The 22,645-nt window shown below is 29.5% G+C and carries 27 protein-coding genes; 20 read left to right on the top strand and 7 right to left on the bottom strand.

Annotation, left to right across the window (positions count from 1 at the left end; genetic code table 11):
* Nucleotides 1–6: 6 nt before the first annotated feature.
* From kdsB to FVE73_RS11070, 6 genes are all read left to right on the top strand, one after another.
* Nucleotides 7–753: a 3-deoxy-manno-octulosonate cytidylyltransferase gene (kdsB, locus tag FVE73_RS07580; RefSeq protein ID WP_018499034.1), complete on the top strand. Its 747-nt coding sequence runs from the start codon at nt 7–9 to the stop codon at nt 751–753.
* A gap of 43 nt (nt 754–796) precedes the next feature.
* Nucleotides 797–2,239 carry an alpha-amylase gene (locus FVE73_RS07575; protein ID WP_018499035.1) on the top strand — a complete coding sequence of 481 codons (1,443 nt, stop codon included), beginning with the start codon at nt 797–799 and terminating at the stop codon, nt 2,237–2,239.
* Nucleotides 2,240–2,350: 111 nt separating this feature from the next.
* Complete coding sequence (locus FVE73_RS07570; protein WP_018499036.1) at nt 2,351–2,494, top strand: hypothetical protein; 144 nt, start codon at nt 2,351–2,353, stop codon at nt 2,492–2,494.
* Between the two features lie 130 nt (nt 2,495–2,624).
* On the top strand, nt 2,625–3,767 hold the full coding sequence (proB, locus tag FVE73_RS07565) for a glutamate 5-kinase (protein ID WP_018499037.1): 1,143 nt from the start codon (nt 2,625–2,627) through the stop codon (nt 3,765–3,767).
* Nucleotides 3,768–3,809: 42 nt separating this feature from the next.
* Complete coding sequence (locus FVE73_RS07560) at nt 3,810–5,066, top strand: glutamate-5-semialdehyde dehydrogenase (protein ID WP_018499038.1); 1,257 nt, start codon at nt 3,810–3,812, stop codon at nt 5,064–5,066.
* Between the two features lie 388 nt (nt 5,067–5,454).
* Complete coding sequence (locus tag FVE73_RS11070; RefSeq protein ID WP_018499039.1) at nt 5,455–5,586, top strand: hypothetical protein; 132 nt, start codon at nt 5,455–5,457, stop codon at nt 5,584–5,586.
* A gap of 445 nt (nt 5,587–6,031) precedes the next feature.
* On the opposite strand, the gene FVE73_RS07555 is transcribed toward FVE73_RS11070, so the two are convergent.
* Nucleotides 6,032–6,256: a heavy-metal-associated domain-containing protein gene (locus FVE73_RS07555; RefSeq protein ID WP_018499041.1), complete on the bottom strand. Its 225-nt coding sequence runs from the start codon at nt 6,254–6,256 to the stop codon at nt 6,032–6,034.
* Between the two features lie 200 nt (nt 6,257–6,456).
* On the opposite strand from FVE73_RS07555, the gene FVE73_RS07550 reads away from it, so the two are divergent.
* The 12 genes from FVE73_RS07550 (at nt 6,457) to FVE73_RS07495 (ending at nt 15,700) form a co-directional block, all read left to right on the top strand.
* Nucleotides 6,457–7,107 carry a class I SAM-dependent methyltransferase gene (locus FVE73_RS07550; protein ID WP_018499042.1) on the top strand — a complete coding sequence of 217 codons (651 nt, stop codon included), beginning with the start codon at nt 6,457–6,459 and terminating at the stop codon, nt 7,105–7,107.
* A gap of 173 nt (nt 7,108–7,280) precedes the next feature.
* Complete coding sequence (gene infA, locus FVE73_RS07545) at nt 7,281–7,499, top strand: translation initiation factor IF-1 (RefSeq protein WP_006805851.1); 219 nt, start codon at nt 7,281–7,283, stop codon at nt 7,497–7,499.
* A 21-nt stretch (nt 7,500–7,520) separates the two neighbouring features.
* On the top strand, nt 7,521–7,634 hold the full coding sequence (gene rpmJ, locus FVE73_RS07540; RefSeq protein WP_015770204.1) for a 50S ribosomal protein L36: 114 nt from the start codon (nt 7,521–7,523) through the stop codon (nt 7,632–7,634).
* Nucleotides 7,635–7,847: 213 nt separating this feature from the next.
* The gene (gene rpsM, locus FVE73_RS07535; RefSeq protein ID WP_018499043.1) at nt 7,848–8,213 is read left to right on the top strand and encodes a 30S ribosomal protein S13; all 366 of its coding nucleotides are present in this window, start codon (nt 7,848–7,850) and stop codon (nt 8,211–8,213) included.
* Between the two features lie 32 nt (nt 8,214–8,245).
* A complete protein-coding gene (rpsK, locus tag FVE73_RS07530) occupies nt 8,246–8,635 on the top strand; it encodes a 30S ribosomal protein S11 (protein WP_015770205.1) in 390 nt (129 codons plus the stop codon).
* Between the two features lie 28 nt (nt 8,636–8,663).
* On the top strand, nt 8,664–9,251 hold the full coding sequence (gene rpsD / locus FVE73_RS07525; RefSeq protein WP_018451246.1) for a 30S ribosomal protein S4: 588 nt from the start codon (nt 8,664–8,666) through the stop codon (nt 9,249–9,251).
* A gap of 30 nt (nt 9,252–9,281) precedes the next feature.
* Nucleotides 9,282–10,256 (top strand): DNA-directed RNA polymerase subunit alpha, encoded by a 975-nt coding sequence (locus FVE73_RS07520; protein WP_018499044.1) that lies wholly within the window; start codon nt 9,282–9,284, stop codon nt 10,254–10,256.
* A gap of 53 nt (nt 10,257–10,309) precedes the next feature.
* Complete coding sequence (rplQ, locus tag FVE73_RS07515) at nt 10,310–10,684, top strand: 50S ribosomal protein L17 (RefSeq protein ID WP_018499045.1); 375 nt, start codon at nt 10,310–10,312, stop codon at nt 10,682–10,684.
* Between the two features lie 264 nt (nt 10,685–10,948).
* A complete protein-coding gene (locus FVE73_RS07510; RefSeq protein ID WP_018499046.1) occupies nt 10,949–12,547 on the top strand; it encodes a subtype B tannase in 1,599 nt (532 codons plus the stop codon).
* 7 nt (nt 12,548–12,554) lie between these two features.
* Nucleotides 12,555–14,357: a sensor histidine kinase gene (locus FVE73_RS07505; protein WP_146997850.1), complete on the top strand. Its 1,803-nt coding sequence runs from the start codon at nt 12,555–12,557 to the stop codon at nt 14,355–14,357.
* A gap of 408 nt (nt 14,358–14,765) precedes the next feature.
* Nucleotides 14,766–15,182, top strand: coding sequence for a Fur family transcriptional regulator (locus tag FVE73_RS07500; RefSeq protein WP_018499048.1), 417 nt, complete (start codon nt 14,766–14,768; stop codon nt 15,180–15,182).
* 20 nt (nt 15,183–15,202) lie between these two features.
* On the top strand, nt 15,203–15,700 hold the full coding sequence (locus FVE73_RS07495) for a ferritin (RefSeq protein WP_018499049.1): 498 nt from the start codon (nt 15,203–15,205) through the stop codon (nt 15,698–15,700).
* Nucleotides 15,701–16,050: 350 nt separating this feature from the next.
* Here the strand turns inward: FVE73_RS07495 and nadR are convergent, their stop codons facing one another.
* The 6 genes from nadR to FVE73_RS07465 all read right to left on the bottom strand — a co-directional run bounded on the left by nadR (nt 16,051) and on the right by FVE73_RS07465 (nt 20,951).
* The gene (gene nadR / locus FVE73_RS07490; protein ID WP_018499050.1) at nt 16,051–17,163 is read right to left on the bottom strand and encodes a multifunctional transcriptional regulator/nicotinamide-nucleotide adenylyltransferase/ribosylnicotinamide kinase NadR; all 1,113 of its coding nucleotides are present in this window, start codon (nt 17,161–17,163) and stop codon (nt 16,051–16,053) included.
* Nucleotides 17,164–17,297: 134 nt separating this feature from the next.
* On the bottom strand, nt 17,298–17,717 hold the full coding sequence (nusB, locus tag FVE73_RS07485) for a transcription antitermination factor NusB (protein WP_018499051.1): 420 nt from the start codon (nt 17,715–17,717) through the stop codon (nt 17,298–17,300).
* The gene (gene amaP, locus FVE73_RS07480; protein ID WP_018499052.1) at nt 17,717–18,406 is read right to left on the bottom strand and encodes an alkaline shock response membrane anchor protein AmaP; all 690 of its coding nucleotides are present in this window, start codon (nt 18,404–18,406) and stop codon (nt 17,717–17,719) included. The genes nusB and amaP overlap by 1 nt, the downstream gene beginning before the upstream one ends.
* 185 nt (nt 18,407–18,591) lie before the next feature.
* Nucleotides 18,592–18,987 (bottom strand): Asp23/Gls24 family envelope stress response protein, encoded by a 396-nt coding sequence (locus tag FVE73_RS07475; protein WP_018499053.1) that lies wholly within the window; start codon nt 18,985–18,987, stop codon nt 18,592–18,594.
* Between the two features lie 115 nt (nt 18,988–19,102).
* Entirely contained in the window at nt 19,103–20,458 is a 1,356-nt protein-coding gene (gene accC, locus FVE73_RS07470; RefSeq protein ID WP_018499054.1) for an acetyl-CoA carboxylase biotin carboxylase subunit, read from the bottom strand.
* 85 nt (nt 20,459–20,543) lie between these two features.
* Nucleotides 20,544–20,951, bottom strand: coding sequence for an acetyl-CoA carboxylase biotin carboxyl carrier protein (locus FVE73_RS07465; RefSeq protein WP_018499055.1), 408 nt, complete (start codon nt 20,949–20,951; stop codon nt 20,544–20,546).
* A gap of 225 nt (nt 20,952–21,176) precedes the next feature.
* Here FVE73_RS07465 and coaE point away from each other — a divergent pair, with 225 nt between their 5' ends.
* On the top strand, nt 21,177–21,830 hold the full coding sequence (coaE, locus tag FVE73_RS07460) for a dephospho-CoA kinase (protein ID WP_018499056.1): 654 nt from the start codon (nt 21,177–21,179) through the stop codon (nt 21,828–21,830).
* 4 nt (nt 21,831–21,834) lie between these two features.
* Nucleotides 21,835–22,635, top strand: a complete 801-nt coding sequence (locus tag FVE73_RS07455) for an LCP family protein (protein WP_018499057.1) — start codon at nt 21,835–21,837, stop codon at nt 22,633–22,635.
* Nucleotides 22,636–22,645: the final 10 nt, after the last annotated feature.

Raw genomic sequence — 22,645 nt, 5'->3', positions numbered from 1 at the left:
ATATTTATGAAAATATTAGGAGTAATTCCAGCGAGATATGCATCTAGCAGGTTTGAAGGAAAGCCATTAAAAGATATTTGTGGACATTCTATGATTGAATGGGTTTACAAAAGGGCTAAAAATGCGGATATTGATGGATTGGTTGTGGCGACAGATGACGAAAGGATTTTTGAGGCTGTGAAAAAATTTGGGGGAAATGTGGTTATGACTGCTGAAAATCATCAGAATGGGACTTCTAGAATAGTTGAAGTTATAAATAAAGATAAATTTAAAAATTATGATTTTGTGATAAATATTCAGGGGGATGAGCCGTTGATTGACATTGAATCAATTAATGTTCTTGCAAATAATTACAGAAGTGAAAAATCAGAAATTATTACACTGAAACAGGAAATAAAATCTCAAAAGGAGATTGAAAATCCAAATCATGTAAAGGTTATTGCAGATTTTAATGACAATGCCATTTATTTTAGCCGTTCTGTAATTCCTTATGAACGTAATAAAAATGCAGATTTTAAGTACTTTAGACATATTGGGATTTACGGATATACCACGAGTTTTTTGAACAAATTAAAAAATTTGAAGGAAGGTGTGCTTGAAAAAATTGAGTCGCTTGAGCAGTTGAGATTTATTGAAAATGGGTATAAAATAAAGGTGTTGGAAACTAAGTCGAATGTGATAGGTGTGGATACAGAAGAGGATTTGAGGGAAGTTGTTAAATTTATAAAGGAAAATGGAATAAAACTTGAATAAAAAATTGTAAAATTAAAAATATTACAAAAAGGAGAGAATTTTTATGGAAAATGGAGTAATGATACAGTATTTTGAATGGAATTTGCCGAATGACGGAAAACATTGGAAACGATTGAAGGAAGATGCAAAGCACTTGAGTGAAATTGGAGTAACTGGAGTATGGATCCCGCCTGCATATAAAGGGACTTCGCAAGATGATGTTGGTTATGGAGCTTATGATTTGTGGGATTTAGGGGAATTTGATCAAAAAGGAACTGTTAGAACGAAATATGGGACAAAACAAGAATTGATTGAGGCAATTGAAGAGCTTCATAAGTATAATATAAATGTGTATTTGGATGCGGTTTTGAATCATAAGGGCGGTGCTGACGAAACAGAGAATTTTTTGGCAATTGAAGTTGATCCGGAAGATAGGACAGTGGAAATATCTGAACCTTTTGAAATAGAAGGGTGGACAAAATTCACTTTTCCTGGAAGAAACGATAAATATTCTGCATTTAAGTGGAATTATAACCTTTTTGACGGTATTGATTTTGATAACCGAACAGGTAAAAATGGAATTTATAAGATTGTTGGAGAAAACAAGGACTGGGATGAAGGAGTTGATTCTGAACTTGGAAATTATGACTATTTGATGAATGCTGATATTGATTTTTCTCATCCTGAAGTACGGAAAGAAGTAATCCGATGGGGAAAATGGGTTGTAAATGAATTGAAACTTGATGGATTCAGAATGGATGCAGTAAAACATATAAAAGATGAGTTTATAGCAGAATTTTTGACACAAATAAGGGCAACTTATGGAGAAAAATTTTATTCTGTTGGAGAATACTGGCGAAATGACTTGGAAAAATTGAAGGAATATTTGGATAATGTTGGTTATAAAACTGATTTATTTGATGTAGGGCTTCACTTTAACATGTATGATGCTTCTAAAAAGAAAAAAGGTTATGACTTGCGGGAAATTTTTGAGCATACAATAGTTGCAGAAAATCCTATGGAAGCAGTAACATTTGTGGATAATCACGATTCTCAAAAGGGAAGTGCCTTGGAATCAAAAGTGGAAAGCTGGTTTATTCCACATTCTTATGCTATAATTCTATTATCAAAAGATGGTTATCCTTGCTTATTTTATGGAGATTATTACGGTGTAGGCGGAGAAAAGAGTCCACATCAATGGATAATTGATAAACTTCTGGAAGTCCGAAGACTGTATGCTTATGGAGAGCAGATAAATCATTTTGAAGATCCAAATATAATTGCAATTCAAAGAACAGGAAGAGACGAATGGACTGGCTGTGTAGCCGTACTTTCAAATTCTGATGAGGAAGGTGAAATTCAGATAGAAGTTGGAAAGGAACGGACTGGTCAGGTTTGGCAGGAAGTCACAGGCAGTGGATATGAAGATGTTGTAATAAATGAGGAAGGAAATGCCCGTTTTAAAGTTGGAAGTGAAAAAATTTCTGTATGGATACGAAAAAGTTAAGATTAAAATACCAAAATTATTTATTATTATAAAGAAATAAATAAATTAAAAAAGTTAAAATATAGTAAATTTTTTAGGTTAATTTAAAAACCAGATTGAGAGGTAGGAAAAATGAGAAAAATTAAAATTATAGGAGCAATAATTGTGTTAATGATGAGCTTGAGTTCTTGTACAGCATTAGCATTGGGAGCTGGAGCTGTTGCAGGAGGATATACTTGTGTAAATACAAGTCTTTGTAATAGATTGAAAAAATAGAAATATTGTCTTAAAACATTATTTACTTTTAGAGTTGGAAATTATTGCTAAAAATATCGCTTCATCTTTTTATTGAAGTTTAGTAATAAAAAAATTCTACAAATTATTAGAGAAAAGGGAAATAAAAGAGATGAAAACTATTAATAATAGAGAAGAAATATTAGGAAATGTCCAAAGAATTGTTGTAAAAGTAGGAACATCAACACTTACAACTGAAGATGGACGTTTAAATATTGATAAGATAAAAAAAATTGTAATGGAATTAAGTAATTTACAGAATAAGGGGTATGATGTGATTCTTGTGAGTTCCGGAGCGGTTGGTGCTGGAATGGGGCTTCTTAACATAAATGAAAAACCTAAAACTTTGGCTGAAAAACAGATGTTATCAGCTGTTGGACAAGTTTCGCTTATGCAGATTTATCAGACACTTTTTAAAGAGCACAATAAAATAATTGGGCAACTTTTATTGACAAAAGAGGAATTTTCAAATAGAAAAAGATATTTGAACATGAGAAACGTCTGTAATGCCTTTTTGAAAAGAAAAATTATTCCAATTATAAATGAAAATGATGCAATTGTATCAAATGCTCTAAAAATAAAGGTTGGCGATAATGATACTATGTCTGCACTCGTTTCAGGATTGATTGATGCTGATTTATTAATTATTTTGTCAGATATTGATGGGCTTTATAACAAAAATCCTAGAAAATATGAGGATGCTAATTTAATCCATATTGTTGGAGATATCAACGAGGATATAAAAAATATGGCAGGTTCAGAAGGTTCAAAATTTGGAACTGGTGGAATGATTACAAAAATTATTGCTGCGGAAATGGTAACAAAAATCGGAACAAGTTTAGTTATTGCAAGTGGAGACGACCCTAGAAATATAACTAGAATTGTTGAAAAAGAAAATATTGGAACACTTTTTGTGAAGAAAAATAAAAAAATTAGCTTGAAAAAATACTGGCTTGCATACGGACCTAACAAAGAAGGTGCATTGACAATTGATGATGGTGCAAAAACAGCATTGAAAAATGGTAAAAGTTTATTGTCTGTTGGAATAAAATCTGTAGAAGGAAGTTTTGACAAAGGAGCGGTTATCGAAATTGAAAATTTGGAAGGAAAAGTAATTGCAACAGGAATTTCAAATTATTCGGCAGAGGAAATTAATCTTATAAAAGGTGTTAAAAGTGAAAATATTGAAGAAATTTTAGGTTATAAATATGATGATGCGGTGATTCATATTGACAATGTTGTAGTAAAAAAATAAAATATTTATATATAAAGTAAAAAATGAGAAATGAGGGAAAATATGAATTATATAGAAGAACTTGGAGAAAAAGCAAAAATTGCGTCAAGAGAACTTTTGAAAATTGGAACTAAAACTAAAAATGATGTTTTGCTTGCAATTGCAGATGAGCTTATAAATAAAAAAGAAGGAATAAAAGCTGCGAATAAAATAGATTTGGAAAAAGGGGAAAAAAATGGAATTTCTTTTGCTTTGCTAGATAGAATGACATTGACTGATAGCAGAATTGAAGGGATGGCCCAGAGTTTACGAGAAATGGCTGCGTTCCCAGATCCGATTGGAGAAGTCGTTACAGGATGGAATCATAAAAATGGAATGAGCATTGCTAAAAAGAGAGTTCCTCTTGGAGTAATCGGAATGATTTACGAATCACGTCCAAATGTTACAGTCGATGCGGCAGGACTTGCAATAAAATCTTCAAATGCGATAATTTTACGTGGTTCAGAAGATGCCTTAAATTCAAATATTTATTTAAATAATTTATTAAATAGAGTTGCAGATGCTCATGGATTGCCAAAAAATACAGTTCAGCTTGTGGAAAAGCCAGATAGAGAATTGGTAAAGGATTTAATTCGTGCAGACAAGTATATTGATGTAATTATCCCGAGAGGTGGAAAAGGGCTAAAAAGATTTATCATTGAAAATGCAACAATTCCAATGATAGAAACTGGTGCGGGAATTTGTCATATTTTTGTAGATGAAACAGCTGATATAAAACAAGCACTGCCAATTATTGAAAATGCTAAAGTTCAACGTCCAAGCGTTTGTAATGCCATCGAAACAACATTGATTCATGAAAATATTGCAAAAGAAATTTTGCCTGAATTGACAGAAATGCTTTTGAAGGACGGAGTAGAGTTAAGATATAGTAAGGAAGCATTGGAAATAGTAGGAAATAGATCGGATGTAAAATTGGCAACAGAAGAAGATTTTGGAGCAGAATATTTGGATTTGATAATGTCTCTAAAATTAGTTAAAAACATAGATGAAGCAATAGAATACATAAATAATCATGGAACGCACCATTCCGACTCAATCTTGACAAAATCTATAGAAAATGCAGAAAAATTCCTAAACGAAGTAGATTCAGCCAACGTTTATTTAAACGCTTCAACAAGATTTTCTGACGGAGAGGAATTTGGCTTTGGTGGAGAAATTGGAATTTCCACACAAAAACTTCACGCTCGTGGGCCTATGGGAATTAGGGAATTGACTACGACGAAGTATGTGATTAGAGGGGAAGGGCAAATAAGGGAATAGTAAGAAAAATAATATAAATTTATGAAAAAGTCTGATAGAAAAAAATCTATTGGGCTTTTTTATTTTAAATATAGACTTTCTTGTTTATAAGGAAATCAAATTCATATTTTTTACAGAAAATATTAACTCTAATAAAAAAAAAAAAAAAAAAGATAGAATAAGGGAAATTTAAAGGTTTAATAATAGTATTTTTTGTTATACTGAACAAGTAATTAAAATTTTGGAAGCAACGAATAATTGTAAAATTTATTGAAATAAAATTAATAAATATTTTATTATAATTATACCTTAAATTAGAAGTTTTTAAGATATTAATTTTATTTGATTTTACAATTTCTAAAGTTATTAAGTACATTATTAACAATGTGGGAAGGAGGAGAGATAAATTATGGCTAAGTTTCAAGTTACACTAAGAGATAGACAAACTAATGAGAAAAGAGTTGTTTGGATTGAAGCAAAAAATTCTCAAGAAGCTAAACAAATTGCAATGAGAGATTTTCCAAATTACAGGGTACAATAAAAATATGTATTACAATTAAGGTATTTATAATAAAGAGTTATTTTTAGAAGAGATGATAAAGAGCAGTAAAATTGTTCAATATCGTCTTTTTTTTGTAAAAAAATTTTATATTCATTAAAAAAATAAAAAAATGATATACAAATATAATAAAAAATGTTATAATTTTAGCAATTCTTGAGAAAGGAGGTAATACTATAATGAGAGTGTTATTGATAAAAAATCTTAGTTGTAATTTTATTACAAATAGTAATAATTTTAATTCAAGAATTTTGGAAATAACTAAAAAAGAGAGCTTACTTTGGGGGTTAGCTCTCTTTTGATTTGTAACACTACAACGAGAATTTTTATTCTTTTACATTCTTATTATAACATTTTATAATAAAAAAAACAACTCAATTCAAAATAATTTTTTTAATTTTTTATAAATAAATAGTTAATAAAAAAATCAAGAAATTTCTGTAACATCCTTCACTTTATAATGTCCAGCCGCATTTACCACATCTGCTATCAGTAAATCGTCAACTTCTTCATTTAAAGTAACTTTTGCATTTTTATCAGAAAGATTTACTTCCACATCTTCCACTTCTGGCAGTCCGAATAAAGCATTTTTCACTTTTTTTGCACAGTTTTCACAATGCAGTCCTTCTATTTCAATAAGTTTTTTAATCATTTTAAAGACCTCCATAAAAATTTATTTTTATTAGGGCACAAAATTATTTTGTGTCAAAAATATTATATAAAAAAATTGGATAAAATGCAAGGAATTTTGTATGTGCAAAAAAATAAATATGTGGTATGAGCGGTAAAATATGGTATAATGGTATGAAATTAAAAAATTATAGAAAACAAAAATTTAAGAGGTGAAATAGAATGAGTCATTATTTTTCAGAAAAGCAGGAAGTGAAATCAGACAGAAAAATAATAAGATACGAGATAGAAAATAGAAATTTTGAATTTATAACAGATAATGGGATATTTTCAAAGGCAAAGGTGGATTTTGGGACAGATGTTATGTTGAAGGTGTTTTTACGGGAAAATTCAAATAAAAAAAATCAAAAATTTGATGTGCTGGATATTGGCTGTGGATATGGAGTTGTATCGGTTGTTGTAAAATCTTTTTTTAAAAATTCGAGAACTGTTTCATCAGATGTGAACCAGCGGGCTTTGGAGCTTACGAGGGAAAATCTTTTTAAAAATGGAGTTGTAAAAAATAATAATTCTGAAAATGGCGATTTTAAAAATGGTGACTTTAGAGTGATAAAATCTTTTGTATTTGATAATATTTTTGAAAAGTTTGATGTGATTTTGTCCAATCCGCCTATTCGAGCTGGAAAGCAGACTATTTTTCAGATTTATGAAAAGAGTTTTTTACATTTGAATGAAAATGGGGAATTTTATTGTGTGATTCAGACGAAACATGGGGCAAAAAGTACACAGAAAAAACTGGAGGAGATTTTTGGGAATTGTGAAACGCTGGAAATTGATGCTGGGTACAGGATTTTTAGAAGTGTTAAAAAATAAAAGATTTGCTGTAAAATAAAAATAATTGACAAAATGTGATAAATACTGTATTATGATAGAGTAAATAAAAAATGTAAATTGTTTTTTGAGATTTTATAAAAATTAAATATTGAAAAAAACTGGACATTTATTTATTTTTTTGTTATAATAAAAAGGATCCGAGGTGATTATTTATGGCAAAACAGGATGTTCTTGAGCTGGAAGGTGAAATAATCGAGGCATTGCCTAATGCGATGTTTCAAGTAAGGCTTGAAAATGGACACGAAGTTTTAGGGCATATCTCAGGAAAAATGAGAATGAACTATATAAAAATTTTACCAGGAGATAAAGTTACAGTGGAAGTTTCTCCGTATGATTTGTCAAGAGGTAGAATTGTATATAGAAAAAAATAATAGTTGGAAGGAGGGTTTTTAGTGAAAGTAAAAGCTTCAGTAAAACCTATTTGTGACAAATGTAAAATCGTTAAACGTCACGGAAAAGTAAGAGTAATATGCGAAAACCCTAAACATAAACAAATACAAGGATAGTTTTAAAATATTTTTTATTTTAAAAAACAGATTAATAAACCTGAAAAAGATTTTTATTAAAATATATATAGATTAAAGGAAATATAAGATTACTATGGATATTGAAATAAAGATTGTAAAGGTATGTTTGGCTGTAGAGCTTATTCCTTATATTATGTATGTGAGGGCATATTGAAGAAGATTAAAAATATCAAATAACGAGGAGGAAACAATTTGGCTAGAATAGCAGGAGTAGATATTCCAAGAAATAAAAGAGTAGAAATTTCATTAACTTATATTTTTGGAATCGGTAGAAGTACTTCAAACAAAATTTTAGGAGTAACTGGTATCGACAAGGATACTAAAGTAAAAGATTTAACAGAAGAACAAGTAGCACAATTAAGAGCTGCTGTAGAAGAGTACAAAATTGAAGGAGAGTTAAGAAAAGAAATCAGACTTAACATCAAACGTCTGCTTGACATCAAGAGTTACAGAGGATTAAGACATAGAAATGGATTGCCTGTAAGAGGACAAAAAACTAAAACAAATGCAAGAACCAGAAAAGGGCCAGTTAGAATGGCAATCGCTAAGAAAAAATAATAGACTATATAAGTTAAAGGAGGAAACCGTAAGTGGCAAAAAGACCAGCAACTTCAAAAAAGAAAAAATTAAAAAATATTCCTAATGGAATCGCATATATACATTCTACTTTTAACAATACTGTTGTTACTATAACAGATTCAGAAGGTAAAGTAGTAATCTGGAAATCAGGAGGAACTTCAGGGTTCAAAGGAACTAAAAAAGGAACTCCATTCGCAGCTCAAATAGCAGCTGAACAAGCAGCTCAAGTTGCAATCGAAAATGGTATGAAACAAATCGAAATCAAAATAAAAGGACCTGGATCTGGAAGAGAAGCTTCTATAAGATCAATACAGGCTACTGGATTAGAAGTAACAAGAATAGTTGACATAACTCCAGTACCTCATAATGGTGCAAGACCACCTAAAAAGAGAAGACCGTAATTTTATAAACTAAGGAGGAAAAAGATAAATGGCAAGAGATAGACAGCCTGTGTTAAAAAGATGTAGAAATCTTGGTTTAGATCCTATTGTTTTAGGGGTAAACAAAAAATCAAACAGAAATATTAGACCAAACGCAAATAGAAAATTAACTGAATATGGAACACAACAAAGAGAAAAACAAAAAGTAAAATTTGTTTATGGAGTAATGGAAAAACAATTCTATAAACTATATGAAGAAGCAACAAGAAAAGAAGGAGTAACAGGGGAACTTTTACTTCAATATCTTGAAAGAAGATTAGATAACGTAATTTACAGATTAGGATTTGGAGCTACTAGAAGACAAGCAAGACAAATCGTAAGTCATGGACATATTTTAATAAATGGAAAAAGAGTAAACATTGCATCATATAGAGTAAAACAAGGTGATGTAATTACAGTTAAGGAAGATTCTAAAGAATTAGCTTTAATTAAAGAATCTGTCGGGCAAAAAGCAATTCCAGGGTGGTTGTCACTTGAAGAAAACACTTTAAAAGCTCAAGTACTTGAAAATCCAGGAAGAGACGCAGTTGACTTTGAGGTTGACGAAGCGATGATTATCGAGTTCTACTCTAGATAATAATATTTTAATCAGAGGAGATGAATTAGCTTGTTAAATATTGAAAAAATAGCTAAAAATGTAAGATTGACTGAAGAAAAAGAAGATAATTATACAGCAAAATATACATTAGAGCCTTTATATAGAGGGTATGGGAATACTATTGGAAATTCACTTAGAAGAATATTATTATCATCAATTCCAGGAACTGCAATAAAGGGAATCAAAATTGAAGGTGTATTAAATGAATTTTCTACAATTGAAGGTGTAAAAGAAGCAGTTACAGATATTATTTTGAATATTAAAGAAATAGTAGTTGAAGCTGATGAACCTGGTGAAAAGAAAATGACACTTTCAGTAAAAGGACCAGCTGTAATTACAGCAGCAGATATTCACGTAGAACCAGGACTAAAAGTTATAAATCCAGAACAAGTCATTATGACAGTTACGACTGACAGACAAGTTGATATTGAATTTCTTGTGGATTCAGGGGAAGGATTTGTAATTTCTGATGAAATTAATACTGATGGATGGCCAATAGGATATTTAGCAGTTGATGCGATTTATACGCCTATCAAAAGAGTAAATTATAGTGTTGAAGATACTATGGTTGGACGTGTTACAAATTATGACAAGTTAATTTTGGAAATTGCAACAGATGGAAGTATCGAAATTAAAGATGCCTTGTCTTATGCGGTAGAATTACTAACTTGGCATTTGGAACCATTTACAAATATTGGGAACAGTATGAGTAAATACAGAGATAGTGAAGAAGAATTGACAGAAACTGAAGAAGAAAACGAAAATAACATTGAAGATATGAAAATTGAAGAACTTGACTTTACAGTACGTTCATATAACTGCTTGAAGAAGGCAGGAGTAAATACAATTTCAGACTTAACTTCAATGACTTATAATGAATTATTGAAAATTAAGAATTTAGGGAAAAAATCACTAAATGAAATTATCGATAAAATGAAAGAACTTGGTTACGATTTAGGCGATAATGTAGGCAGTGAAGAGTAATCATAAAAAAATTAAACTAGAATATAGAATAAAATCTTAAACGAGGAGGGAAAATGAATCATAATAAATCATACAGAAAATTAGGTAGAAGAACAGACCATAGATTAGCTATGCTTAAAAATATGACAATTTCTTTAGTGAAACATGAGCAAATCGAAACAACTGTAACTCGTGCTAAAGAATTAAGAAAATTTGCTGAAAAAGCAATTACTTTAGGGAAAAAATACAATAATTCAACTGATACAGCAAGAAGAATACATTTAAGAAGACAGGCTTTTGCATTTTTAAGAAATGAAGAAGCAGTTGCTAAAATCTTTAATGAAATTGCACCTAAATATACAGAAAGAAATGGCGGATATACAAGAATCATTAAAACTGCTGTAAGACGTGGAGATTCAGCTGAATTGGCAATTATTGAATTAGTATAGTATTTATAAATAACTAAAAGGCATAGGTTTTGTTGCTTATGTCCTTTTTTTTATACTAATTTTTATTAATTATATCAGAATATTTACGACTTCAATCGTGATAGATTCAGAGGATTTTGTTAATATTAAACCTGTTCGATAATTATATAAACTCAGAATTTAATAAAATAAATATCCTGAAGCAAGGGGTCTTAACTCCTTGTAGAGATAAAAAACTTAGGTTATCGAACATATCTATTTCATAAAAATAAAAGGAGATCAACTATGAATAAAAAATTGATTGTAATGAGTTTATTAATTTCAGCTTTTTCAATGGCTACGGACAATGAAAGAGGGTTAGCAGATTCCAGTAAATATCAGAAAAATGCTGAAGTAAATAAGAATGAAGATAAAAAGCCAAAAATGGGAGCACCTATGAATAAAAAAGCAATAACCGAAGATATGATAACGAATAAAACAGAAAATGGTTACAATTTAAATTTTGATGCAAATAAAAATTATACGATAAAAACAGCAACTGTTAATGGAAAAACCATTACTTATCGTGCCTATGAAAATATAGTTTATGTAGCAAAACCAGTTGACATTGCTTATCAAACTATAAATATCTATATTCCAGAAGAATATTTTAAAAATAAATCAGTTGGAAAATACAATGCAAAAAGCGCACCAATATTTTTTCCAAATACAGTTGGAGGATATATGCCTGGAGCGGCTGGAGTGCCTGGAAATGGAAGAGATGAAAAACCTGATGCTTCATTAGTCGCATTGCCAAATGGATATGTTGTGGCAAGTCCTGGAGCTAGAGGTAGAACTTTGGAAAAGGATGGGAAATATACAGGAAAAGCACCTGCTGTAATTGTAGATTTGAAAGCAGCTGTCAGATATTTGCGTTATAATGATAATAAAATGCCTGGTAGAGCTGACAGAATTATTTCTAATGGGACAAGTGCTGGAGGAGCGGTTTCAGCTCTGTTAGGTGCAACTGGAAATAGCAAGGATTACGAGCCTTATTTGAAGAAAATTGGAGCATTGAAGGCCAGAGATGATATTTACGCAGTTTCAGCTTATTGTCCAATAACTAATTTAGAAAATGCAAATACGGCTTACGAGTGGATGTTTAACGATGTGAAAACATATAAAAAGATAGAAATTTCAATGCTAGATTACAATGTGGAAAGAAAATACACTGAGGGTACGTTGACTGATAATGAAATTTTACGTTCAAATGATTTGAAAAAAATGTTTCCTGATTATGTGAATAGTTTAAAATTGAAGGACAAAAACGGTAAACTTTTAACGTTGGATAAAGATGGAAATGGAAGCTTTAAAAATCAGATTAAGAAGTATTATATTGATTCTGCAAATGCGGCTTTAAAAAAAGGAACTGATTTATCAGAATTTGACTTTTTAACAATAAAAAATGGAAAAGTTGTAGATTTAGATTATAATAAATATATCGCTTATATGGGTAGACAGAAAACGCCAGGAGCCTTTGATAATGTGGATTTGTCGACTGGAGAAAATAATGAATTTGGAGATGAAACTACAAATAATAAGCATTTTACAGAATATATGCTGGAACATTCGACAGTAAATGGAACGATTGCTGATAAAAAGATAATAAAAATGATGAATCCGATGAATTATATTGGAAGTTCAAAAGTGAAATATTGGAGAATAAGACACGGTGCAATTGATAAAGATACTTCACTTGCAATACCTGCAATACTTGCCATAAAATTGGAAAATCTTGGGAAAAAAGTTGATTTTGCATCACCTTGGGCAACACCACATTCGGGGGATTATGATTTGACAGAATTGTTTGGATGGATAGATAAAGTTGTGGCAGAAGGAAAGTAAGGCGAAATTGATTAAAAAAGCGAAAAATATTAGATTTAGGAATAAAATAGCTATAAAGTTGCTGTCGTATTTTGGAGTATCACTTTTTTTATTTTCAATTGTAATTGGAAGTATTTTTGGGTATATCTATATTCAGAATACAGTTGCAATGCATAAAAAAGATTTAGAAGAAAGGGCTTGTAAAATTTCAGAAACTTTGTCTAAAGTATGGTTTGAGAATAAAAATAGGAATGAAAAAAGTCTAGATAGGGATTTGCGTGCGGATGGAAAAAGAAGAACTGGAAATTCTGAAGAAGATAGAAATAAATTTCCGCATAGAGAAAATGCTAAAATTGTAGGAAATATAAAGGGAAAAATTTTTGAAAATAATATTATTGAAGATATACGAAAAGATGAAGATGAAAGAAAGCCTGAAGAAAGACATAAAATTTTAGAAAACAAATTGAGAAAAAGAGAAGATAATAGAAATATAGAAGATGAAAAAGATAATATTCCACCTGAAGAAAGACGTTTTCATAGGCATAGAATTGTAGATGAAAAAGATAACAATGTTAAAATTTTTAGAAGTATGAGAATGATTGAAAATCTTGCGATGGGAGAAGTTTGGATAGTTGATGCGAAAACAGGAAATATTGTCCAAGGAAGAAGTGAGAGAAACCAGTCGCTGTCTTATTTAAAGTTGCCGCCAAATGCTGAAAATACTATAAAAAGGGCACTCGCTGGAGAGACAACTACAACAGAAAATTTTAATGAATATTTAAATGAAAATTCAATTACTGTGGCAGTTCCAATAAAAAATGGTAAAATCATCGAAGGAGCAGTTTTGCTTCATTCTCCAGTAAAATATATGTCATCTGCCTTGAAAAGCGGAATCTATACGCTTATTTTTAGTATTTTAGCAGCTCTTGCAATAGCAAGTATTAGTGCAATATGGCTTTCTATAAGTTTTACAAGGCCACTTAACAAGATTAGAAATGCTACGCTTAAATTGGCACAGGGAGATTATGAGGTGACAACAGATGTGGATCAAGGGGATGAAATTGGAGAACTTGCAGAAAGTATTGATAAATTGGCAGTTCAGCTTGATAAAAGTTCTAAGGAAAGTGAGCGGTTTGAAAAAATGAGACAAAATTTTATTGCGAATATTTCTCATGAGCTGCGGACACCGATTACTGTGATTCGAGGTTCGATGGAAGCCATTTGTGATGGGATTATTAGTGATCCTGAGCAGTTAAAAGAATATAATAGGCAGATTTTATCAGATAGTATTCATTTACAAAGGCTAGTCAATGATCTGATCGATTTGACAAAACTTCAGAACACGGATTTTTCCATTGATAAAAGTATAATTGATTTATCTGAAATTGTGAATGATGCGGTTAGAAGCATGAAGCAGATTTCAACCAAAAAGAATATAAAAATTAATTTTTTTGGAAATAAAGTCAACCAGAAAATGGAAAATTATCTTTTTACTGGAGATTATCAGAGAATTAGGCAAATGATAATAATTATCTTGGATAATGCAATAAAATTTTCAAGTGAAAACCAGAAAATTGACATTTATTTAAGAAAAGTAAATAAAAAATACGAACTTAAAATTTGTGATTACGGAAAAGGAATAGATCCTAAAAATATTGGAGAAATTTTTAATCGTTATCATAAGTCAAATACAGAAGAAAATAAGAATGGAATGGGGCTAGGTCTTGCAATTGCAAAGGAAATTGCGATACGGCATAATATTGAAATTTTGGCGGAAAGCGAACCAGATGTGCAAACGGTTTTTACTTTTTTGATTCCTTTTAGCGAATGATATTATTTTTGATTTAAATAGAATAATAGAGGAGAAAAAGATTTTTGATGATGGAATTGATAAGCAAATAAAATATTGCTGTTATTTTAAGTATTTTTCATTCTAAAAATAAAGTCATTATAAATTTTTCCCGTAAATGTTTAACATTCTTTATTTAAAAATATAAAAATCTGAAAATATTATATTTATTAGTTTTTTAGACTTTTGTAAATTACTATTAGTGGATTTTTAGAAAAAGAAATTTTAGTGTTAATTTTAAAATAGATTTATTACTGTATTGTATTGAAAAAATAAACTTTGATAATAAAAATAAAATAAAAGTATTGACAAAATCTAGAAAAAGGTATAAAATTGTAATGGATACAAGGAAAAGCAAATATAAATATTTTAATAGGAATAGGAGGAAAAATGCATATAGAAAACGTTGGTGAATATTTGAAAAAAAATGGGATTAAGCCATCAATACAAAGAATGAGAATATTTCAATATTTAATGGATAATCATACACATCCAACAGTCGATGATATTTTTCAGAATTTATCTCCTGAAATGCCTACTTTGTCCAAAACTACAGTATATAACACCTTAAATACATTCGTCAGAAGTAACATTATTCAAGAGATAATAATCGAAGAAAATGAAGTGAGATATGATGTAGTGACGGAAAATCACGGACATTTCAAATGTAAGTCTTGTGGAGAAATCATGGACTTCGATGTGGATTTATCAAAATTTGATTTATCGAAGCTGGGTAATGTTGAAATTGATGAGATACACTTTTATATAAAAGGTGTTTGTGAAAAATGTTTAGAAAAACATAATTAAAAATATAGATTGGAGAAAAAATGAAATTAAATAAGGAATTAGAAATATTATTAAATAAACAAATAAATATGGAACTTGCTGCTTCTTATCAGTATCAAGCTATGGCTGCATATTTTGATGAAAGAGCATTGGAAGGTTTTTCAAAGTGGATGAGTGAACAATCAAAAGAAGAAGTTGAACATTCAAATAAATTTTATAACTACGTATTAAAAAGAAATGGAAAAATAGAGTTTTTTGCATTAGATAAACCTAAAATGAATTTTAACTCAATAAAGGAAGTATTTGAAGCTACACTTGCACATGAAGAAGCAGTAACTGCATCAATTGAAAATATTCATAAACTTGCAAGAGAATTGGAAGATTATGGAGCTGAGGTATTTTTAAATGATTTTGCTTCAGAACAAGAGGAAGAAGAAGAACAGGTTCAAAAAATAATTGACAAAATAGTTTCTTTAGATGTTGATAATAATAGTGCAACACTTTACCTGTTAGATAAAGAAATGGGAACGAGAGAATAAGTAATTTTATATTTATATAATTAAATAAGATAATAAAGTGGTTTTTTAGAAATGGCTAGGTATGCACGATTTGGGAGGGCACGGTAAAAGTATTTAGCTGTTTTCCAAAAAAAGCACATAAAATTTAGTTCTAAAAAAGAACCTATTACTAAAGTTTTTTATATTTAGTAAATAGGTTTTTATTTTTTTTATTCATCAAAATTATTAGAACTTATATACTACTTTCCATTAGAGTAATGGATTTATTAAAAATTTTATTTAGCAAGGTGTCTTGATATATCTATATTATTTGCAAAGAAATTTTTAACCAGTCCGCTGTTTAAATAGAAAATAGTATAAATATTTTCAAACTATATAAAACTGTCTGCAATTTCTTGCAAGCGAGAATTGTCAGCACCATCTAAATAAGCCTTTATAATATGTTTACAAGCTAAATATCTTTTTTCATAACTGTCGGATTTTACTGTAATATAGGAAATATTATATTCTTTGTACAGCTGTTTTAATAAATTTTGAAATTTTTCCCGTCTTTCATTGTCTCCGATCGAACGAAGCCCGTCATTTACCCATTTTACATTATTTTTCAGTAAAATTGTCAAGTCAAATCTATAATTTTGAACAAATTCACGAACAATTGGATTGTCTTTTTTTTCGTAGGTTAGGCAAAAAGCTAGAGTAGTGATGTAATCTGTGTCAATTAGGGCAAATTTATTGGCATTTCTTGCGGCATAGAGTACATTTGACTGATGTCCAAAGACAATTTTTTCATAATCAGAATATTGAAGTGCTTCTTCATCACCACCTAGTTTTTCAAATACATATTCACGTCCATATTCCCAAGCTGAAGTCGTATTAAACACGTTTGCAAGTTTATCAATCATTACACTTTTTCCACTACTTTCACCGCCACAAATTGTAATAATTGGGATTAAATGTTCTCTTACTTCGCGTGGCAAAAAATCCCAGTATTTACTTGGATTTTCACGTATTTGTTTGGAATTGACATTGTATTCAATATAATTTTTGTCTATGGATCTTGTTTTTGAGCCAAAATGTTTTAAATTGTATTCCTTATCTTCATCACGATTGCTTATGAAAATAACATCGTTTTTCCAGTCTATTTTTATTTCGTTTTCTAGTTTTTCTCTTTTTTCAATTTCATTTTTTAAAGTGTCAGCCCATTCTTCCCAGTTTTCGCCTTGTTGGGAAAAATGATTTTCATCAAGTAAAAAAGATGAAATATTTGGCTGATTTTTAAATGTTTGTTTTACAAAACGTAATCTATCCTTTGGAGTGATTTCTTTTACAAAACGGGAATTGGATGTAAGTAGGTCATCAGCATCGTCAGAATACGAGATGACAATATATAATTTGTCTACAATACCGCTGGCTCTCTGAATGAAATTTACGTGTCCAATGTGAAGCGGGAAAAATTTTCCAATAATTATTCCTATTTTTTTCATTAGTTTATTTTCCTTTCTGATTTATTTTTTTAGAGAAGTTGTCTTAAATAAAAATTTCACTAAATTATTTAAAAAAAACCTCCATATTTAAAAATACAGAAGTTCTTTATATAAAACTTGCTTTGAAAATGAACTTAGAAGTTACTTTTTCCTTCTTTAATATTTTTTATTAATTTTGCTAAAATTCCATTCAAAAAATCTTTTGTATCGTTGTAGGAATACTTTTTGGAAATTTCTAAAACTTCGTTAATCGCAATTTCATATCCAATTTTTTTTATAGTGATTTCATAAAAAGATATTTTTAGCAAGACCTTTTCGATCGTTCCAAGACGTTCATAAGTCCAACCTTCTAACACATCTTTTATCCTTCCAATTAAAATATCTTCATTTGCAATTATGTCAGTTACATAACTTCTTAAAAAATCAATTTCATCTTCTTTTTTTAAATTTTCTTTTTCAATCACGTCATTTATTCTTTTTTCAATATTATTGTCAATTAGCTCATATTCAAAAAGTAATTTAAATATTTCTTCTCTAATTCCTCTTCGTGTCATTAATTTTCCTTTCCAGATGGGGAAGTTTCAATTTTTGTATTATCATTTTTTACGGTTTTATCATTGTTTTTATTCATTTCAACTTTTGATTTTTCCGTTACTTTTTCTTGTCCTTTTTCAATTTCCTTTTGAACAGCTGGAGAATCAATGATTTTTTTTTCAATAATTGTTTCACCTAAAACTTTTTTTAACTTAACTTTACTTTTTTTTACAGTAATTCCAGTAGAATGGAAAATATATTCGGATAATTTGTTTTGAATTTCTATTAATTTTTCATTTAAGTTATCAACATTGTAGGTATCAACAGTAGCTTCAATAACAACTGATCTTCCTTTTGGATATGACTTTACTTTTGAATTTTTTATAATTTCCACTGAATTTAAAAAACTTTTTGATGTTTCATTTATTGTTTTAATTGAAACTTCGATTTCTCCATTTTTATTTTTTACTTTTCTATTTTGAGAATATTTTGTAAGTTTGTTAATGTAAGAAAGTAAAAATATGACTAAATAAATTATTGATAACAGTCCGATTAAAATTTTGAAATTTAAACTGCTTAAATCTATAAAATTATCAAGCTGTCCTAAATAATCGGTTCTAAACAAAGTGTCTGATATACTTGAAAATGCAATACCGATAAATCCAAGTATCACAGATAACCTTGCTAAAAATCCCAATATTGCAATCATTTAAACTAATACAAACTGGTAAAAATACACCATATTTTGTTTCATAATATTCGTTTTATTATAATTTTTTTATATACTTTCTAAGTAAATTTATTTTTTCTTGATTTTAAAATTTAATAACAAATATTTAGATTTAAAATAAACTACGGTGTATCTTTGTCAGTTTCTCCTTTCTTTTTTTATTCTTACTCTTCAATTTCTGCTGTTTCTGCTACAGTAACTGGGGCTACATCTTTCTTTTCATCTTTTACAATCTTTTGAATATACACATTAACTTCTTGAACTTTTAGTCCTGTCATTTCAGTAATTGCTTTTACTACTTTTGTTTGAATTTCTCCAGCTAATGCTGGTAATTTATATCCCATTTTGGCTACAATGTAAAGATCTAATGTACATTCAGTTTCGCCAACTTCTACTTCAATTCCTTTACCACCTGAAGATACATTTTGGAAAAATTTAACAATTTCATTTTTTGAAGTTCCACCAACAAGGCTGTTTACTCCTTCGATTTCTGATACTACTGATTCTGCGATTGTTGCTACCACTTCTTGTGATATATTTACATTTCCTAATTCGTTCATTTCGATTCCTCCTAATTTTTAATTAATTTATTTATTTAATGGCAAGGGACCTTGTCCCTTATTAAATAACATTATTTAAATATAATTTAAACTTATAGAAATTTGAATAAGTTTGTTACTTTCCAAGAGCTTCCTTAAAGTGAGTTTCAATAAAATTTGTATAAACAGTTCCTTTTTTAAAGTCTTCATTATCAAGTACTTTTAAATGGAAAGGAATAGTTGTATCTACACCTTCTATGATAAATTCCTTCAAGGCACGTTTCATACGTGAAATAGCTTCTTCCCGATCTTTTCCCTTTACGATAAGTTTTGCTATCATCGAATCATAATAGGGCGGAATTTCATAATTTTGATAGGAATGTGAGTCAATTCTTACTCCAATTCCTCCAGATGGAATATATGTTTCTAAAATTCCCGAAGATGGTAAAAATCCATTTTCAGAATCTTCTGCATTTATTCTACATTCAATTACGTGTCCATTAATATGTATATCTTTTTGAGAAATACTTAATTTTTCTCCTGCAGCTACTCTTATTTGTTCTTTTACTAGATCAACTCCAGTAATTTCTTCGCTTACTGTATGTTCAACTTGAATTCTTGTATTCATTTCCATAAAATAGAAATTCATACTTTTGTCAACAAGAAATTCTAATGTTCCAACACTATCGTAACCGATACCTTTTGCTAATTTTGCAGCAAATTTCCCCATTTTTTCACGTGTTTTGGCATCAATTCCTGCTGATGGAGATTCTTCAATTAATTTTTGATGTCTTCTTTGAATTGTACAATCTCTTTCACCAAGATGGACAACATTTCCAAATTTATCTCCTATAATTTGAATTTCAACATGTCTTGGTTCTTCAACATATTTTTCAATATAAACATCTGGATTTCCAAAATTTGCTTTTGCTTCGTTTTGTGCAACAATATAATTTTCGGCTAATTCCTTTTCATCACGTGCAATTCTCATTCCTTTTCCACCACCACCGGCAGTAGCTTTTATCATAACAGGATAAGTTATCCATTCTGCAACTTTTTTTGCTTCTTCCAGAGTTGGCACAATTCCGTCTGATCCTTTTGTTATTGGAACTTTATGTTTGATGGCAGTTTCCCTTGCAGTTGCCTTATCCCCCATCATATTTATTAATTCAGGTTTTGGACCGATAAATACAATTCCATTTTTGTCACATATTTCGGCAAATCTTTGATTTTCAGATAGAAAACCGTATCCTGGATGGATTGCTTCACTTTGTGTGATTTGTGCCGCTGAAATAATATTTGGTATTTTTAAATATGAATCTGCACTGTTGGCAGTTCCAATACAAATAGCTTCATCAGCCAATCTTACGTGAAGTGAATCCTTATCAGCTTCTGAATAAACTGCAACTGTTGCAACTCCCAATTCTCTTGCTGCTCTGATTATCCTAACAGCAATTTCCCCTCTATTTGCTATTAATATTTTTTTAAACATTAATATTCTATCCTCCTAAAAGATTTTCTATTTCTAAAAAAATTATTAACTATTCTAAATTTTTTTAAATTAATTTTTATTAATCTTAATTGACTTCAATTTTAAATAATTCTTTTGCAAAATCAACTGCTGAACCATCTGCCACAAGCACTTCCTTTAAAATTCCATTTACAGTAGATTTTACATCATTGTCAATTCCCATTGTGTTAATTTTTGCAAGAATTTGACCCTTTTTTACTGAAGTTCCACTTTTTGAACTTATTAGCTTTATTTTGCCCACGTTACTTGATTTAACAATTTCTTCAACTGGCAATACAGCTTTGATATTTTTTTTCTCTTTTATAATTTTAGGTGATGCTGCTGCAGTATTTACAATTTTTGTATTTTCAGAATTTGTTAAAGTAAGTTTTATTTTTCCATATCTTACTTTTAGTTCTGCTATATCTTCTTTTTTCAGAACTTTCATCAATTCTTGAATATCCTTAAGTTCCATAAGTCCTCCTTATTTTTTATCAAATATTTATTTCAATAAATTTTTTATAATTTTTTTAAATTTCCATATATAATTTTATCATATTATAAGCATTTTTTCAATTTTTTCTTTTTTAAAAATAAATAAAAATTGTTGCAAATAAATGAAAAAAGGTATAAAATATATCCAAATCTTTTTTATAAAAATAAATTATATGTTTTAAAGTTTTGGAAAGGGAAATAAATAATGGTTATTGGACTTACAGGTGGGATTGGAACAGGGAAAAGTACTGTTAGCCAAATTTTGAAGGATAGAGGATTTACTGTGATTGATTTGGATGTGATTTCACATGAAGTTGTTAAATTTCCGTCAGTTGTGGAAAAAATTATAAAAAATTTTGGAAGAGAAGTTTTGGTAGATAATGAAGCTGAAAATTATATTGTTTCACGTAAAAAGCTTGGAAAAATTATTTTTTCCGATAAAGAAAAAAGGTTTACTTTAAATTCCATTATGCATCCTGAAATTTTGAGAGTTATGCGTAAAAAAATTTTAGAATGTAAATTAAAAAAAGAAAAAGACGAAAAGGGAAAAAATAAAATCATTTTTGTAGAAATTCAGCTGCTTTTTGAAGTTCAATGGGAAGAGGAATTTGATTATATTTTGCTAGTTGCTGCGAAAAGGGACATGCAAGTTAAGCGTATTTTGGGAAGGGATAAACGGAGTGAAAAAGAGGCTTGGGATATTATAAATTCACAGATGTCCTTGGATGAAAAAAGGGGAAAAAGTGATTTTGTCATTGAAAATGATGGAAATATAGATGATTTAAATAGGGAAGTTGATAAATTTTTAAAAATTTTAGAACAACAGCAATTTCAAAAAATTAAAATACATGAGAGGTAAAAAAATGAAAAAAATATTTTTAATATTGGGAGTATTTCTGATAGCATTTATTGCATGGCTTTCTATACCATTTAATATTCTTGTAATAGGAGTGGATGCTTATGCTAATCAGCCTACAGAAGGATCTAGAAGTGATGGACTTATTGTTATAAGGGTTGTTCCATACTTGGCACAGGTGAAAATGATTTCGATTCCACGTGATACTTATGCAGAAATTCCTTGTGAAAATTATAAGCAGGATAAAATAACACATTCACACCATTTTGGAGGAGTTCAATGTACTATTGATGCTGTGGAAAATTTACTTGATACTAAAATTAATTATCATGTAAGATTTCGATTTGAAGATGTTATGAATATAACAACTTTGATTGGTGGAGTTGACGTTGTTTCAAATCATACATTTAATCAAGATTATTTCGATCAGGAAGTATTTCACTTTAATCAAGGGCAAGTTTATAATTTACAAGGAAGAATGGCGCTTGCATATACAAGACATAGAAAAAGTGACACAGCTTTTAAACGTGATGAACGACAAAGACAGGTTATTCAAGGAATTGCCAAAAAATTAGTTGCACCATCTGGATGGAAATATGTGCCACAAGTATATAATTATTCAAAACAGCATATGGATATTGCAGTAAATCCAATTAAAGCATTGTCAGTATTGCCAGCATTTCTTATGCATCAGTCAAATATTGATCAGTATGAAATTACTGGAGATGGAAAGATGATAAATGGAATTTGGTATTTTATGCCTGATGAGGCATCGCTGGAACAAGCAAGGGAAGAATTTAAAAATTAAAACAAAGAGG

This window comes from Leptotrichia wadei, assembly GCF_007990545.2.
GTDB classification, from domain to species: Bacteria; Fusobacteriota; Fusobacteriia; order Fusobacteriales; family Leptotrichiaceae; genus Leptotrichia; species Leptotrichia wadei.
Note: the sequence above shows the minus strand (reverse complement) of the source record. Positions and strands in the feature narration are given on the sequence as shown.